Here is a 16,144-nt window from a genome sequence, read left to right as displayed (position 1 = left end):
CTGCATAAACTCTGGCACTGGACAATGCCATGCAAAATCCAAAAACAAACAAGATATCGTCTCAATCTCTGCATAAGCAACCGGATTTCTTGCGTCTTTTTTATGCCCTGATTCCGGACGACGTGACGAACGCAAGACTTCAGGAATGCCAGATTCATGTATCCGGTAAAAAAACGCCTCCGGAAAATCTGCACATGACCCTGTTTTTTCTGGGCAATCAACCGAAAAGGAATCTGCCTGCCCTGAACCGATTCCTTGACCGGATTTCATTTGAACCATTTGAAATGAAACTGGACAAAATCGGATACTTTCCGAAAATCGGCCTTAGCTGGATTGGACCGGAACAAACACCCGCACAACTTGCCAGAATGTTTGAAGATACCCGACAGTTTCTGATACCGGCTTATCTGAAAGATAAAAATGAGAATTTCCGGCCTCATATAACACTGGCTCGTCGTTCTTCAAAAGCGGAGATAAAGATGGAAACACCGATAAGCTGGCAAGTCAGCCGGCTTGTGTTGATGCAATCCATTTCAAGCAGTGAAAAAGGCAATCACCCGGAATATCGGATCCTGCATGAACGAAAAGGATTCAATTCAAATGGAATCGATCATTCAGCTAATGCAATCCGCCGTAACACATAGGATGCCGCCGCCAGTCCGAAACCGGCCGTTACCGCCATTGTCGTTCCAAATCCCGCCGGATTCAGACCCGGTACATTCTCTTTCGGCCCGGGTTCGGCATTCCCGGGATATTTGACCGGCTCAAGCGAATAGACGGCATCGATACCGAATTTGTTTTTCGGATTGCGGGTAAAACCGTACTGTGAACGCAGGCGTTTGCGTACTTTCGCCAGCAAAGGCTCCTGCTGGGTCCGGGACAAGTCGCAAATATCGATTCGCGTGGGGTCCATCTGGCCGCCCGCGCTTCCAACCGTGACCAGTGGAATGGCCTTTTCCTTACAGTACGCGATCAAAGCCGTTTTATCCCTGACACTGTCAATTGCGTCGATGACAAAATCGAAATTTCTGTTGCCGACAAGCGCGTCGAGATTTTCAGGCCTCACAAAATCCTGTAACGGCTCAACGAAACAATCGGGATTGATCAGCGCGATACGTTCAGCAAGAGCAAGGACTTTCGGTTTCCCCAAAGTACTGTCGGTCGCCTGAATCTGCCGGTTGATATTGGATTCGACAACCACGTCACCATCAATCAGAGTCAGATTACCGATACCGGTTCGCGCCAGCGTTTCAACTGCCCATGAACCGACACCACCGATACCGATAATGGCAACACGGGCGTTGCCAAGCCTTGCCAGGCCGTCTTCCCCGAATAAACGCTGTGTTCCGGCAAACCGCACGGATTTCGTAAAATCATTCATCCTGAAACTGAAAATCAAATTCACCCATCACTTTGTCAAATTGCGACAAACGGATGGGTTTTTCGGACCATATCGCTTTATGTCAAAAATGGCGCGAGCAGACTGTACTATTATTTTCCAGAGAACCCGGCACAAGTCAGTTATTTTATAACATCGTTTATTGGAATGTCTTTTTAACAGCCTTATTATAAAAATAAAATCCGATAATCCATTTTTTTATCTGCTAAGGCATTATTTTTCAAGAGTTTATTTAATAAATAAAATAAATGGCCCATTAAGTTCTGATTGGAATGATGAATGAACATCATATGAAACCGATTTCATATAAAAGATGAATCCATCCCAAATTCCAACATTATGGATCAGCCTCCTTACGGAGAAAAAAAATCTGATTTAGAATTTCAATGGTGACAGAAAAATACAGATATAAATAACAATACTGACGACTGGGCTCTACAAGACGTTCAGATCAAAAAATCATTGGGAGGGATAGCTGTGTTCTGGGAAAAAAAACTGGAAAACTGGGTAAACGATATCCGTAAAACAAGCGCTTTGCCTTTAAGGCTTGAATTATGGACCGGTCAAAAGTATGACCTGAATCCGAATGAAGAACCGAAGGTTGTTTTGCGCATACCTGAACTTGCCTCATTAAGTTATCTGTTGAAACCGACGCTGGACAATCTGGGTACGGCATATGTCGAAGGCAAACTCGAAGTCCAGGGCGAATTGAACGACATGATCGCCATTGGCAATTCGCTCGCCAATATCTTCGACTCTCCATCCTCGACGACAGCGGCCAGGTTCCGCCATTATTTCGGTGGACGCCACACTCGACAGATCGACGCCGAATCGATCGGTTATCACTATGATGTTTCCAACGAGTTCTATCAGGAATGGCTTGATCCGAACATGGTTTATTCCTGCGGATACTTCGAAAACGGTGACGAAGACCTTGCCACCGCACAAATCAAGAAAATCGACCACATCCTGACCAAGATTAACGTGCGTCCCGGTGACAGGCTGCTGGACATAGGTTGTGGCTGGGGAGCGCTTGCCATCCGCGCAGCGGAAAAATTCGGCGCCAACGTCGTCGGCATCACGCTTTCCAAAAATCAGTATGAAATGGCACGCCAGCGCGTGAAAGAAAAAGGACTGGAAGACAAGATCGATATCCGCATTCAGGATTATCGCGACGTCACGGGCAAATTCGACCGTATCACCAGTGTCGGCATGTTCGAACATGTCGGTCTGAAACATCTGGTCGATTACTTCAAAATCATTCACAATCTGCTCGACGACGATGGCATCTGCATGAACCACGGTATCACGAGTTGCGATCCCGAGAGTGGCGAAACACCTTTCGGCGGCGGCGAATTCATTGAGAAATATGTCTTCCCGCACGGCGAATTGCCTCACATCGGCCTCGTGTTGAAAGACATGCAGGAAGCCGGACTGGAACCGATGGATATCGAAAACCTTCGCCATCATTACGCGAAGACCTGTGCCATCTGGGCTGAAAACTTCGAGGAAAAGACACCGGCCATCAAACAGCTGACCGATGAAAAACGCTACCGGATCTGGCGTGTCTATCTGGCCGGATGCGCTTATGCATTCGCGCTCGACCGTATCGCCATTTTCCAGGTCGTCTGTATCAAGTCCGGACGTACATCCCCGCTTTTGCCGATGTCACGGAACTATATGTACGAAAAGAAAGACTGATCAGGTTTGACCTGTCTTGTCATTACGAATTGCCCGGTTTCAAACCGGGCAATTTCATATCGGCTGGCCTACTGGTCTTTCAGGCGATTGGCAAAGTATTTCCTGAACATGGCCACTTTAGGCTCAATGACGTAAATGCAATAACCCTGTTCCGGATTCTGTTTGTAGAAATCCTTGTGGTAGTCCTCGGCAGGGAAGAACCCTGAAAACGGAAGCAGCTCGGTCACGATAGGTGACGACCAGATGCCTCCCATCTTCACGATCACTTCTTCTGCAATCTTTTTCTGTTCCGGGTTGTGATAAAAAACAACAGACCGGTATTGTGGCCCGACATCGTTTCCCTGCTGGTTCAACGTCGTCGGATCGTGAATGGTAAAGAAAATCGTGAGCAAATCCCGGTAACTGATGATATCGGAATCAAAGGTGACCTGAACCACTTCGGCATGACCGGTCAAGCCCTTGCAAACCTGATTATAAGTCGGATTATCCACTTCACCTCCGGCATATCCGGAAGCTACATCGGTCACGCCCTTCATCTGCTGGAATATCGCTTCCAGACACCAGAAGCACCCACCTCCCAACGTCGCTTTTTCGAGTGCCATACATTTCCCCAAATAAATATGTGTTTTAAAGAATGAATCTTTTCAGGAATAGTAAACCGTTTTCAACAATACGTTTTGATATAGACAAATTTCATAATGATCCATATTCAAAATAGACAAAAGGAATATTGACGGCCTTATAAAAATGCATAAGAATAAAAATGTAGTCGGTGGATTTTAATAAGGCAAAAAATGATTAAACCGTTCATTTTTTGATATTGAAATGCTGTTATTACAATCCTGTTCCATTAACGCAGTTTTTTCAAAGGGAAATAATTATGTTCAAAAAAATACTAGTCCCAACTGACGGATCACCTCTTGCCACCCAGGCAGCAATGGAAGGGATTGAACTGGCGAAGAAAATCGGCGCCGAAGTGGTTTGTGTTTATGTGGCGAAAGAAAACCAGAACTCGGAATTTGAATTTTCCGACGGCAAGCCTCAATCCTGGCCGACCGCAAAAGAATATGAAGAAGCCGTAAACCATGCTGCCGAACAATTCATGCAGCCACTTCGTGAATCAGCCGAAGCCGGTAACGTCAAGTTTACGTCTGAAACCTTTATTTCCAACACGACTGCCGGTTATATCGTTTACGCAGCCGAGAAGAATGGATGCGATCTGATTTACATGGCTTCAAGAGGTTATACCGGTTGGGAAAACTTTTTCATGGGCGGCGTAGCTTCCAAGGTCCTTGCAGCAAGCCAGATTCCGGTTCTGGTTTACAAGGTCAAAAAAGAACAGGTGCCTAAAAAAGCGAAAACCTATATCAGTCCAAGAATCTGATAAAAAAAACTTCACCGGTTATATTACCGGTGAAGTTTTTTTAGTCCCTTGCATTGCGAATGGCTCAGGGAAGAAGCCATTTTTCAAGAATGCCCTGTCCGTTATATGCCGCACGGCGCAGTCTGTCGTTAACCCCCTTCCATGCCTCCGTATCCGGAGTTGCCTCGACCAGAATGACATCGGCCCGATGGCGATCCAGTTCGCGTAAAGAAGCATACAACTGATGGGAATACACGTCGGGCGAACAAAACAGGCCTGTCTGTTTGACCAGCGGCTGTTTTCTGTCGGAAGACAGTGACGAATAATGCAGCAATGCGACCCGAATGTTTTTCTTTTCAAGCTGCTTCAGAACGGAAGTAAGGTCCTTTTCGGGTACGATAACCACCGGTGTCAAGGGTGCATAATGGGAAGCCAGCGTACCGGAAGCCCGCGGCGCGGCGGCATCAGGCATTTCCGGCATTCTCCCGATGACTTCAGCGATCTGCAGGGAATGGATTTTTCCGGGACGAAGCAGTACAGGGCCAGCAGTTTCAATGCGTGATAAATCCAGAATCGTCGATTCGATTCCAACCTCACTTTGGCCACCTTCCAGAATGGCTGCCAAACGGGGGTCGTCACCGAATTCTTCCCTGACATGCTCTGCCCTGGTTGGACTGACGTGCCCGAAACGGTTGGCCGAAGGGCCGGCAATCCCGCCCTTTCCACCCTTGAAAGCTCTCAAAAGAGCCTGTGCAACCGGATGGGAAGGACAACGCAAACCGATGGAATCCTGACCGCCTGCGACAGCAGCAGGGATATGTGCAGCCTTTTTCAGGATCAGGGTCAACGGACCGGGCCAGAAAGCATCTATCAGCTTTTTCGCCTCATCCGGTATATAAGAAGACCAGTATCCGATATCGGCGTCAGGGGCGACATGAACGATCAGTGGATGATTGGCCGGTCTGTTTTTAAGCGCGAAAATCGCGGCTGTCGCCACAGCATTTTCGGCATCGGCTCCCAGACCGTACACCGTTTCGGTAGGAAAAGCGACCAGCTGCCCGGATTCAAGCATCCGGGCAGCTGCCCTTACATCGTCAGAAACATCATTAGCCATATCAAGCCGTCAAAAGACGCAATGCCTCATTGTATTTTTCAGTCGTTTTTTCTGCGACTTCAAGCGGCAGACGTGGAGCAGGCGCTGTTTTATCCCACGGTTGGGCGGACAGCCAGTCACGAACGTACTGTTTGTCGAACGACGGGGGTGACATGCCGACTTCATAACTGGAGAGAGGCCAGAAACGGGAAGAATCGGGCGTCAGGATTTCATCGATCAGATAAATTTTTCCGTCATCGTCCATACCGAACTCGAATTTGGTATCGGCGATCAGAATGCCTTTCGTCGCCGCAAATTCAGCCGCTTCCCTGTACAGGGTAATGGCCATTTCCCGGACTTTTTCAGCGACTTCGGCACCGACGATTTCCTTCATTTTTTCAAATGAGATATTCTGGTCATGTTCACCGACATCAGCTTTGGTCGAAGGAGTGAAGATCACTTCCGGCAATTTCTGGGCTTCTTTCAGTCCAGCCGGCAATTTAATGCCGCAAATGGCTCCGGTCTGCTGGTAATCTTTCCAGCCAGTACCGATGATATAGCCGCGAACGATCGCTTCTATCGGAATAGCCTTGTATTTTTTGACGACAATTGCGCGTCCTCTGACCTGATCGCGCTCATGAGGAGCGACAAGCGATTCAGGATCGATATCCGTCATGTGATTGGGCATCAGATGACCGAATTTTTTGAACCAGAAATTCGACATCGCTGTCAGAATACGGCCCTTGTTCGGAATCGGATCTTCCATAATGACGTCGAAAGCGGACAGACGATCGGTCTGGACAACAAGGAGTTTATCGTCACCGACAGCGTAAATATCCCTGACTTTTCCGCGATGCAGAAAAGGCAGGGATTTGATTTGCGTTTTCATTAATCCTGGCATATTGCACCTCTTTCTCAGTCGAGTTCAGGCAGAGTGGCCTGACGGACTTTTTCCGACTGTTTGACACGGAAAGCCTTCAGTTTGTCTTTCAGGCTGTCGTCATTTAAGGCCAGAACGGAAATAACAGCCAGCGCGGCATTGGCAGCGCCACCTTCCCCGATCGCCAGAGTGGAAACGGGAATGCCCTTTGGCATCTGGACCGTTGCCAGCAGGGAATCGAGTCCCTTCATGTATTTGGACGGGATAGGTACGCCGAAAATCGGCAGAATGGTATGGGAAGCGACAACACCGGCCAGATGGGCTGCACCGCCTGCACCGGCAATAAATGCACGGCAACCGCGTTTTTCCATGCTGGTCATCCATTCGGCCAGTTCTTCCGGAGTGCGGTGAGCCGACAAGGCACGTGCTTCGAAAGAAACGCCAAAGTCCTTACACATTTTTGCCGCTTCTTTCATGATGTCCCAATCGGAAGTGGAACCCATGACGATACCGACCAATTTTTCGTCTTCTTTATTTGTATCTACCATTTTTATACTCAATCAATCAAAAACTTGCGCTGAAAACAAGGCAGGTGCGTCCGACATCGAACGCACCTGCGTATTGTGCTACTTTTTCTGGAAAAACGATATTATTTCACGATTTGGGCGAGTTCGCCTTTTTTATATTTTTCCGCCATCTTTTCCAGAGGAATCGGCTTGATCTTCGATGCCTGTCCAGCCGAACCGAAAGCGACGTAGCGTGAAATACACATTTTCTTCGCTTCTTCCTTTGCGGCCTTCAGATATTCACGCGGGTCGAAATGCGATGGATTCTGCATCAGATAACGGCGGATCGCGGCTGTCATGGCCAGACGGATATCGGTATCGATATTGATTTTGCGGACCCCGAATTTGATACTTTCCTGCAACTCTTCAACCGGAACGCCATAGGTTTCACGAATGTCGCCACCGTATTCACGAATCAATGCCAGCAATTCCTGAGGTACGGAAGACGAACCGTGCATGACCAGATGCGTATTCGGCAAACGGGCATGAATCTCTTTCAGGCGATCGATCGCCAGAATGTCGCCTGTCGGCTTGCGGGTGAATTTGTATGCGCCATGTGACGTACCAATCGCAATCGCCAGTGCATCGCACTGGGTCTGGGCAACGAAATCGACGGCCTGATCCGGATTGGTCAACAGCTGTTCCCGTGTCATCGTGCCTTCAGCGCCGATACCGTCTTCCTTGTCAGCCTTCATGGTTTCCAGCGAACCCAGAACCCCCAGTTCCGCCTCAACGGTCACACCGACGGCATGGGAAAACTTGACGACTTCTTTCGTCACTTCAACATTGTAATCATAATCCGCCGCCGTTTTGCCGTCCGGCAACAGGGAACCGTCCATCATGACCGAACTGAAACCCGAACGGATGGCCGACATGCAAACGGCAGGCGACTGGCCATGATCCTGATGCATCACAATCGGAATATCAGGATAAGCCTCGACAGCCGCTTCAATCAGATGGCGCAGAAAAGCTTCACCGGCATAGCGTCGGGCACCTGCGGAAGCCTGCATGATGACAGGTGAATCGACTTCGGCAGCCGCTTCCATAATCGCCTGAACCTGTTCAAGGTTATTGACGTTGAACGCAGGCAGACCATAGCCGTTTTCAGCGGCATGATCCAGTAATTGACGCATTGATACGATAGGCATCCGTTTTTCTCCTTGATTATATTTATTGTGCGCGCTGCATCAGGATTTCGACAGCAGGCAAGGTTTTCCCTTCCAGGAATTCCAGAAAAGCGCCACCGCCAGTCGAGATATACCCCATTTTGTCGGCAATATTGTATTTGGCGATAGCAGCCAGCGTGTCCCCGCCACCTGCAATCGAAAAAGCCCGTGAATTGGCAATCGCCTCGGCAACGGTCTTCGTACCGCCTGCAAACTGATCGAATTCAAAAACACCAACCGGACCATTCCAGACAATCGTTCCGGATTTGGCAATGCGGTCGGCATAGAGTTTCGCCGTTTCAGGGCCGATATCCAGAATCATGTCATCCGGCTCGACATCAGCGACCTTTTTGACGACAGCTGGTGCGCTGGCGGCAAATTCCTTGGCCGTCACCACATCAACCGGCAATGGTACCGTTGCCTTGCGGTATTTCATTTTCGCCATGATCGATTTGGCTTCATCGATGAGATCTTCCTCGATCAGCGAACGCCCGACCGGATAACCGGCAGCCAGCAAAAATGTATTGGCAATACCACCTCCGACAATCAGACTGTCGACCTTGTCAGCCAGCGTTTTCAGCACTTCGAGTTTCCCGGAAACCTTGGAACCCCCGACGATCGCCATCATGGGGCGCAGTGGACTTTTCAGAGCCTTTTCCAGCGCATCCAGTTCAGCGGCAAGCAAAGGGCCAGCAACGGCAACAGGCGCATATCTGGCAATACCGTAAGTCGTCGCTTCGGCGCGATGGGCTGTTCCGAAAGCGTCATTGACGTATACGTCACACAAGGCTGCCATCTTTTTGGCGAGATCATCGTCGTTTTTCTTTTCACCCTTGTTGAAACGGGCATTTTCCAACAGAACGACCTGCCCCGGTTTCACGTCCACCCCATCGATCCAGTCACGTTTCAATTCAACCGGCTTGCCCAGCAATTCCGACATGCGTTTGGCAACAGGCGCGAGCGACTCCGATTCGGAAAAAACGCCTTCCTTAGGACGACCCAGATGCGACGTCACCATAACCGCAGCACCGCCTTTCAATGCCTCTTCGATGGCAGGCATTGAAGCGCGGATACGGGTATCTTCAGTAATATTGCCGTCAGCGTCGCGCGGAACATTCAGGTCTGAACGGATAAAAACACGTTTTCCCTGCAGCTCGCCTTTATCCACCAGATCGGAAAGACGTTTGAAAGAAGGTTCAGTTTGCATAGGTAATGACCATGGAAAGTGAAAGAATTCTTTATTTTACCGTACACCAACCCTGTATAGCCATTTTAAGGGCCACTGATTGTCATATCTCATAAGCAAAAAAGTCACACAATATGAGCTTGTAAACATAATTCTTTTGAACAAGACATCTCTTCGATTAGAATTGAATTTTTGACTTGAAATTCAGGAGAAATTCTCATGTCACCAATGCATGACCGTGATGGAAAAATCTGGCAGGATGGACAACTCGTTGACTGGCGAAGCGCCACCATCCACGTATTGACTCACTCTTTACATTACGGCATGTCGGTGTTCGAAGGCGTGCGCGCATACAAGACACAAAACGGAACCGCCATCTTCCGCCTGCCGGAACACACAAAACGCCTGTTGAATTCGGCGAAAATCTTCCAGATGAACGTCCCTTACGATATGGACACACTGATGGAAGCGCAAAAAGAAGTCATTCGAGCCAACCATCTGGAATCAGGCTACATCCGCCCGATCATCTGGGTCGGCTCCGAAATGCTCGGCGTATCCGCGAAAAAGAACACCATCCATACCGCCATCGCCGCATGGCCCTGGGGCGCCTATCTCGGAGACGACGGCATCAACAAGGGCATCCGTGTCAAGGTCTCTTCATACAACCGTCACCACGTCAACGTGTCGCTGGTTCGCGCCAAGGCATCCGGTTATTACATCAACTCGATCCTCGCCAATCAGGAAGCCACTGCCGACGGTTACGACGAAGCCCTGTTACTCGACACGGAAGGCTTTGTTTCCGAAGGTTCCGGTGAAAATGTGTTCATCGTCAAAAACGGGAAACTCTATACTCCGGATCTGGCAAGCTGCCTCGACGGTATCACTCGCGATACGGTTATCACTCTGGCCAACGATCTCGGCTTTGAAGTCATTCAGAAACGCATTACGCGCGACGAAGTCTATTGTGCCGACGAAGCCTTCTTTTCTGGCACCGCAGCAGAAATCACCCCGATACGTGAACTCGATAACCGGAGAATCGGGAGCGGTTCCCGTGGCCCGATCACCGAAAAAATCCAGTCCCTCTTTTTCGACGTCGTTGCCGGAAAAGCGCCGAAATATGCCCATTGGCTGAGTCCGGTCTGATTCGATTGTCAGTTAAAAAAAAAGCGCAAATTTTCATTTGCGCTTTTTTATTTCAATGACTTCTTTTACAAAATACTGCCCAGCCGTTTGATACCTTCCCGGATCACGTCCGGTGTTGCATTCGTATAATTCAGGCGGAATGTATTGACGCCCCGCTTGTGGGTATAAAACGGATCGCCCGGCACGAAAGCCACTTTCTTTTCCATCGCTTTCTGGAAAACATCCAGTGCCGACAATCCCTCCGGCAACGTTACCCAAATGAACATCCCCCCTTCAGGCTTCGTCCATGAAACCGTTTTCGGGAAATACGCTTCCATCGCATCCAGCATGGCGGTGGCCTGCTCCTCATACAGGGCGATAATCTTTTTGACATGCTCTGCATAGGGATTATTCATGAGATATTCATGAATGACATACTGCGTGAAAATGTTCGTATGCAGGTCACTGCCCTGTTTGGCGGTCACCAGATGGCGCATCAACTCGGTATTTTTCGTGATCAGAAAACCCAGACGCATACCCGGCGTGACCGTTTTGGAAAACGTTCCCAGCAAAATGCTGTTTTCCATATGGCCTGCGCCGATATAGGGCAGTGATTCCCCCCGGAAACGCAATTCGCCGTATGGATCGTCTTCAATGAACGCAACATCATATTTCGAAACAATGTCACGCATGGCTTTTCTTTTTTCCAGCGAATACGTCAAACCGGTCGGATTCTGGAAATTCGGTACGCAGTAAATCAGCTTGACCGGATTCGTTTTCAGCATTTCTTCCAGTTTCACCAGATCGAGGCCGTCTTCTTCCAGAGTCACGGACAAAAATTGAGGTTCGCACAGGGAAAAAGCCTGAATGGCGCCCAGATAACCCGGTTCTTCCATCAATACCTGATCACCCTTGTTCAGAATGACCTTGCCGAGCAGTTCCAGCGCCTGCTGCGAACCGTTCGTGATCAGTACATCCTCAGGATTAACGTCCAGATTGAACTTCCGGCGATATTTGGCTGCGATCATTTCCCGCAAGGGCAGATAACCTTCCGTCGTGGAATACTGGAACAGTTTGCTTCCGTTTTTTTTGATGGCCCCTTCAATCGATTCCTGCAAATCGCCGATCGGAAAAGAAACCGGATTGGGCAGGCCTCCCGCAAAAGAAATGACGTCCGGTGCATCGGTCACTTTCAGGATATCGCGGATAAACGAGGAAGGGGTATTGAGGATTCGGTCAGAGTACTTCATGTAAATAGTATCGTAATTGTTTTATCCGATTATAGCGCCACTCATACCGGAGCGATACTGAAAAAAGGGTTCAGGAAATAACATTCGCCTGCCGATTGCGGCATTTTCTTATGGCAAATACAAAACATCCTGACAAATGTTGGACATTGAAAATGCGCAATATAGCCCTGTGCACTGGATACCCCTTGAAATATACGGTATAAACCCCTATATGGGTTTCATTCATTTAATATCGCTTTCCACGAGGTAAATACGAGGTAAAAATGGCTGAATCGGAAAAACAAACCATGGGCTTTCAGGCAGAAGTGAAACAGCTTCTGCAATTGATGATCCACTCTCTTTATTCCAACAAGGAAATTTTCCTGCGCGAACTCATTTCCAACGCATCGGACGCCATCGACCGGCTCCGTTACGAAGCATTGGACAAGCCTGAACTGCAGGAACACGATCCTGATCTGAAAATCCGGATCTCATTTTCTCCGGAAAACAGAACCATCACCATATCCGATAACGGTATCGGGATGAGCCGGGATGAGGCAATTGCCCATTTGGGTACGATCGCCAAATCCGGGACGAAAGAATTTCTGGCGCGCCTGTCGAGCGACCAGAAGAAAAACGACGCTCTGATCGGACAATTCGGCGTCGGTTTTTATTCAGGCTTTATCGTTGCAGATAAAATTACCGTTGAATCCCGGCGCGCAGGGCTGCCAGCCAGCGAAGGCATCCGATGGGAATCGACTGGTGAAGGCGACTTTACGGTAGAAAAAATCGACAGGGCCCAACGCGGAACGGACATCACACTTCACTTGCGTGAAGGCGAAGACGATTTCCTGACCAACTGGCGCCTGAAAGCCATCATCCGCAAATATTCCGACCATGTTTCCCTTCCCATCCAGATGCTGAAGGAAGAATGGGACAATGAATCGAAAACGATGAAAACCGGAACGGAACTGGAAACCGTCAATCAGGCCAATGCACTCTGGGCAAGAAACAAGGCCGACATTACCGACGAACAGTACCGCGAATTTTACAAACACATCACTCACGACCTTAACGATCCTTTGAGCTGGACGCACAACAAGGTCGAAGGCCGCACGGAATACAATCAACTGCTCTATATCCCGAAAGAAGCGCCTTTCGACTTGTGGGACCGTAACAAGCGGGGCGGCATCAAGCTCTACGTCAAACGTGTTTTCATCATGGATGACGCGGAACAGCTGATGCCGGTTTACCTGCGTTTCGTCCGTGGCGTGATCGATTCAAACGACCTGCCCCTGAACGTTTCCCGTGAAATCCTGCAGGAATCCCGGGACGTCAAAATGATCCGCGAGGGTTCGACCCGTCGCGTTTTGACCATGCTGGAAGAACTGGCCCAATCTGACGATCCGGCAAAGAAAGAACTCTACACCACTTTCTGGAACCAGTTCGGACAGGTCCTGAAAGAAGGCGTCGGGGAAGACCCGGGCAACAAGGAACGCATCGCAAAACTGCTGCGCTTCGCTTCCACGCACAATGATTCGGACGTACAAAACGTTTCGCTGGACGATTACATTTCGAGGATGAAAGACAGCCAGGTCCGTATTTTCTACATCACCGCAGAAAATTACACAGCCGCGAAAAACAGTCCTCATATGGAAATCTTCCGCAAGAAAGGCATCGAAGTGCTCATCCTGACCGACCGTGTGGATGAATGGATGCTTTCTTTCCTGACGGAATACAATGAAAAAAATCTGGCGTCCGTCGCGCAGGGCGACCTTGATCTTCTGAAACTGGCCGATGAGGAAGAAAAGAAACAGAACGAGGAAAACCAGACCGATTTCAAGGATACGATTGAAAAAATGAAAACGGTTCTTGGGAAAAAAGTCAAAGACGTCAGGGTTACTGTCAGACTGACCGATTCGCCAACGTGCCTGATCGCGGATGAAAAAGACCTTTCCGGCAATCTCCAGAGAATGCTGAAAGCCGCAGGCCAGAAGGTACCGAACATGAAACCGATTCTGGAAATCAATCCGAATCATCCAATCGTTCAAAGTCTCAAATACGAAGACAAACATTTCGACGACTGGACAAATCTCCTGTTCGATCAGGCCGTTCTGGCCGAAGGTGGTGCACTTGCCGATCCGGCTGCCTTCGTCAAGCTGATGAACAACATGCTTCTCGATTCAGTCGGGAAAAAAAGTGATTGATTTCACTTTATATCTGTAAAAAAGCCCGGTTTCCGGGCTTTTTTCATCCCTGCAATTTCATTTTACGATATTCAACTGAAGACATGTCATTAAAACAACACATTGATATAGTGTGATCAAGGTTAAAATCAGATATTTCCATAAAGAAATAATAAAGAATTGATTCTATGGCATACTTGAATCATTGGATCGTGTTTTGTGATGGCAGGATCACATTTCCAATACCGGCTTCAGTCTCATAAAAACTGACAAATATTTAATCTCCTGTAATTTAGTGTAAAACCGCAATTGGACAGGAAGAATATTTCATGACTTCATTGTCACGCAAAACGTACCGGAAAATAGTGCCTGCGCTATTGATTGTCGCGTTTACCTTTTTGAGCGGTGTATCTCTTTATTACATCAACAAGCTGCAGGGACACGCCCGGGTCATCAATTACACCGGCATCGTCCGTGGCGCCACCCAGCAACTTGTCAAACAGGAACTCCGGCATATTCCTGACGATCCTCTCATTGACCGGCTTGACTGCATCATTAACGAACTGACGGGTGGAACAGGAAAAAACAATCTTGTTTTTCTGGACGACCCTGTTTATCAAAGCCACTTGCAAGAGTTGCAAAACCACTGGAAAACCATCAAGTCAGAAATCTACCATGTCCGCAAAGGCGGCGACACACAAAAACTTTACGATCTGAGTGAAAAGCTCTTTGACGTAGCCAATCAGGCCGTAACCGCTTCAGAAGAATACTCGGAAAAAATCGTATACAGGACATGGGGCTGGCTCATCGGACTGAATATTGCTTTTGCCATTCTTGTACTGCTGGTTTACCTTCTGTCTTCAAGGCAAAAAAAACTGAGCCAGGATTTGCAATATGCCGAAAACGCCAGCAAGGAAAAAAGTGAATTTCTCTCAAAAATGTCTCATGAAATCCGCACTCCGATGAACGGCATCATCGGCATGACGAAAATTGCCAGAATGTCGCTGGAAAACCGTGAAAAACTCGAGGACAGCCTGAACAAACTCGACATGTCTTCCCAGTTTTTGCTGGCCTTGATCAACGACATCCTCGATATGGCCAGAATCGAAAGCGGCAAGGTTGAACTGGTTGAAAAAGAATTCAATCTTCTCCAGATGCTCGACAATATCGAAATCATGTTTGCCCAGAGAGCCGCAGACAAGAATATCGACTTCAGGCTCATCAAAAGAGGATTGACCGGACAGGCGCTCATTGGCGATGAATTGAGAATCACCCAAATCATTATCAATATCGTTTCCAATGCCATCAAATTTACGCCATCGGGCGGAGAAATCATCCTTGAAGTCCGGCAGACGCCGACGGATACTTCACGTTACGTCAATCTCGAATTCATCGTCAGCGATACCGGCATCGGGATGTCGGAAGAATTCATGAAACACATGTTCGAACCTTTCGAGCAGGAAAAACAGACAGTCAGACAATATGGTGGGACCGGTCTGGGTCTGGCGATCTGCCAGAATCTGGTGAAAATGATGCACGGCACCATGTCGGTAAACAGCCTCCCCGGCGAAGGTTCGACCTTTACGGTCAGACTCGGGCTTGAACAGATGGATCATGAAAATCCGGTCATCATGTCAAACAGTGAATCAACAGACGGCAAACCGGTTCAGCTCAAAGGCTGTCGCATTCTGATCGCGGAAGACAATGAAATCAATGCTGAAATCGTTATGGCAATGCTGGAAAAGACAGAAGTCATCATGGACCACGTCTGGACCGGTCGGGAAGCAGTTGACAAGTTCAAGGCCTCACCAGCCGGTTTTTACAGTCTTGTTCTGATGGACGTACAAATGCCGGAGATGGATGGACTCGAAGCAACCCGGATCATCCGGAACTTGCCCAAAGAAGATGCCCGGACGATCCCCATCATTGCACTGACGGCAAACGCATTCAGAAACGATATGGAAAACGCCCTTAAAAGCGGCATGAACGATTACCTGTCAAAGCCGATCGATCCGGACAAGCTGATCCGTATGATTGCCAGATCACTTGATAAAAAAGAAGTGATTCATTGATCAAAAAAACAACCGTCCCATAAAAGGCAACGGGCTGAAAAGCCAGACATACGGGACAAACGACTGGAGCTATTTTTGAATAACTATCAGAACTGGTACCTGAACCGGGCCGTTGCAGCGACCCCTTCACGGACTGCGGTATACGCCTGAATGCCCGGATCAAAGCTGACCTTGTCGTTTT

14 protein-coding genes are annotated in these 16,144 nt (G+C 48.5%); 6 read left to right on the top strand and 8 right to left on the bottom strand.

Annotation, left to right across the window (positions count from 1 at the left end; genetic code table 11):
• Positions 1–29 precede the first annotated feature (29 nt).
• The gene (thpR, locus tag BRW83_RS04730) at positions 30–644 is read left to right on the top strand and encodes an RNA 2',3'-cyclic phosphodiesterase (protein ID WP_005881126.1); all 615 of its coding nucleotides are present in this window, start codon (positions 30–32) and stop codon (positions 642–644) included.
• Here the strand turns inward: thpR and BRW83_RS04725 are convergent.
• Positions 611–1,381 carry a tRNA threonylcarbamoyladenosine dehydratase gene (locus BRW83_RS04725; protein ID WP_036603892.1) on the bottom strand — a complete coding sequence of 257 codons (771 nt, stop codon included), beginning with the start codon at positions 1,379–1,381 and terminating at the stop codon, positions 611–613. The two genes, thpR and BRW83_RS04725, sit on opposite strands and share 34 nt — an antisense overlap.
• Before the next feature lie 495 nt (positions 1,382–1,876).
• On the opposite strand from BRW83_RS04725, the gene BRW83_RS04720 reads away from it, so the two are divergent.
• The gene (locus BRW83_RS04720; protein WP_005881130.1) at positions 1,877–3,100 is read left to right on the top strand and encodes an SAM-dependent methyltransferase; all 1,224 of its coding nucleotides are present in this window, start codon (positions 1,877–1,879) and stop codon (positions 3,098–3,100) included.
• A 68-nt stretch (positions 3,101–3,168) separates the two neighbouring features.
• Here BRW83_RS04720 and msrA read toward each other — a convergent pair whose 3' ends face one another.
• Positions 3,169–3,702, bottom strand: a complete 534-nt coding sequence (gene msrA / locus BRW83_RS04715; protein ID WP_005881131.1) for a peptide-methionine (S)-S-oxide reductase MsrA — start codon at positions 3,700–3,702, stop codon at positions 3,169–3,171.
• 278 nt (positions 3,703–3,980) lie between these two features.
• Between msrA and BRW83_RS04710 the strand changes: the two genes are divergently transcribed.
• A complete protein-coding gene (locus BRW83_RS04710; RefSeq protein ID WP_081442200.1) occupies positions 3,981–4,484 on the top strand; it encodes a universal stress protein in 504 nt (167 codons plus the stop codon).
• A gap of 64 nt (positions 4,485–4,548) precedes the next feature.
• Here BRW83_RS04710 and BRW83_RS04705 read toward each other — a convergent pair whose 3' ends face one another.
• The 5 genes from BRW83_RS04705 to BRW83_RS04685 form a co-directional block, all read right to left on the bottom strand.
• Positions 4,549–5,577, bottom strand: coding sequence for an L-threonylcarbamoyladenylate synthase (locus BRW83_RS04705; RefSeq protein ID WP_005881135.1), 1,029 nt, complete (start codon positions 5,575–5,577; stop codon positions 4,549–4,551).
• Position 5,578: 1 nt separating this feature from the next.
• Complete coding sequence (locus tag BRW83_RS04700; RefSeq protein WP_005881137.1) at positions 5,579–6,457, bottom strand: phosphoribosylaminoimidazolesuccinocarboxamide synthase; 879 nt, start codon at positions 6,455–6,457, stop codon at positions 5,579–5,581.
• Positions 6,458–6,471: 14 nt separating this feature from the next.
• Positions 6,472–6,984, bottom strand: a complete 513-nt coding sequence (gene purE, locus BRW83_RS04695; protein WP_005881139.1) for a 5-(carboxyamino)imidazole ribonucleotide mutase — start codon at positions 6,982–6,984, stop codon at positions 6,472–6,474.
• A 101-nt stretch (positions 6,985–7,085) separates the two neighbouring features.
• The gene (fba, locus tag BRW83_RS04690; RefSeq protein WP_005881140.1) at positions 7,086–8,150 is read right to left on the bottom strand and encodes a class II fructose-bisphosphate aldolase; all 1,065 of its coding nucleotides are present in this window, start codon (positions 8,148–8,150) and stop codon (positions 7,086–7,088) included.
• A 22-nt stretch (positions 8,151–8,172) separates the two neighbouring features.
• Positions 8,173–9,375, bottom strand: a complete 1,203-nt coding sequence (locus BRW83_RS04685; protein WP_005881141.1) for a phosphoglycerate kinase — start codon at positions 9,373–9,375, stop codon at positions 8,173–8,175.
• Between the two features lie 207 nt (positions 9,376–9,582).
• On the opposite strand from BRW83_RS04685, the gene BRW83_RS04680 reads away from it, so the two are divergent.
• Positions 9,583–10,497 (top strand): branched-chain amino acid transaminase, encoded by a 915-nt coding sequence (locus BRW83_RS04680; protein ID WP_186447520.1) that lies wholly within the window; start codon positions 9,583–9,585, stop codon positions 10,495–10,497.
• 65 nt (positions 10,498–10,562) lie between these two features.
• On the opposite strand, the gene BRW83_RS04675 is transcribed toward BRW83_RS04680, so the two are convergent.
• Positions 10,563–11,726 carry an aminotransferase-like domain-containing protein gene (locus BRW83_RS04675; protein ID WP_005881143.1) on the bottom strand — a complete coding sequence of 388 codons (1,164 nt, stop codon included), beginning with the start codon at positions 11,724–11,726 and terminating at the stop codon, positions 10,563–10,565.
• Between the two features lie 263 nt (positions 11,727–11,989).
• On the opposite strand from BRW83_RS04675, the gene htpG reads away from it, so the two are divergent.
• A complete protein-coding gene (htpG, locus tag BRW83_RS04670; RefSeq protein WP_005881144.1) occupies positions 11,990–13,912 on the top strand; it encodes a molecular chaperone HtpG in 1,923 nt (640 codons plus the stop codon).
• A gap of 308 nt (positions 13,913–14,220) precedes the next feature.
• The gene (locus BRW83_RS04665; RefSeq protein WP_005881145.1) at positions 14,221–15,963 is read left to right on the top strand and encodes an ATP-binding protein; all 1,743 of its coding nucleotides are present in this window, start codon (positions 14,221–14,223) and stop codon (positions 15,961–15,963) included.
• Positions 15,964–16,144: the final 181 nt, after the last annotated feature.

It is taken from the genome of Oxalobacter formigenes (assembly GCF_002127965.1).
GTDB classification, from domain to species: Bacteria; Pseudomonadota; Gammaproteobacteria; order Burkholderiales; family Burkholderiaceae_D; genus Oxalobacter; species Oxalobacter formigenes.
The sequence above is the reverse complement of the archived record's forward strand: the minus strand, read 5'-3'. Positions and strand labels throughout refer to the sequence as shown.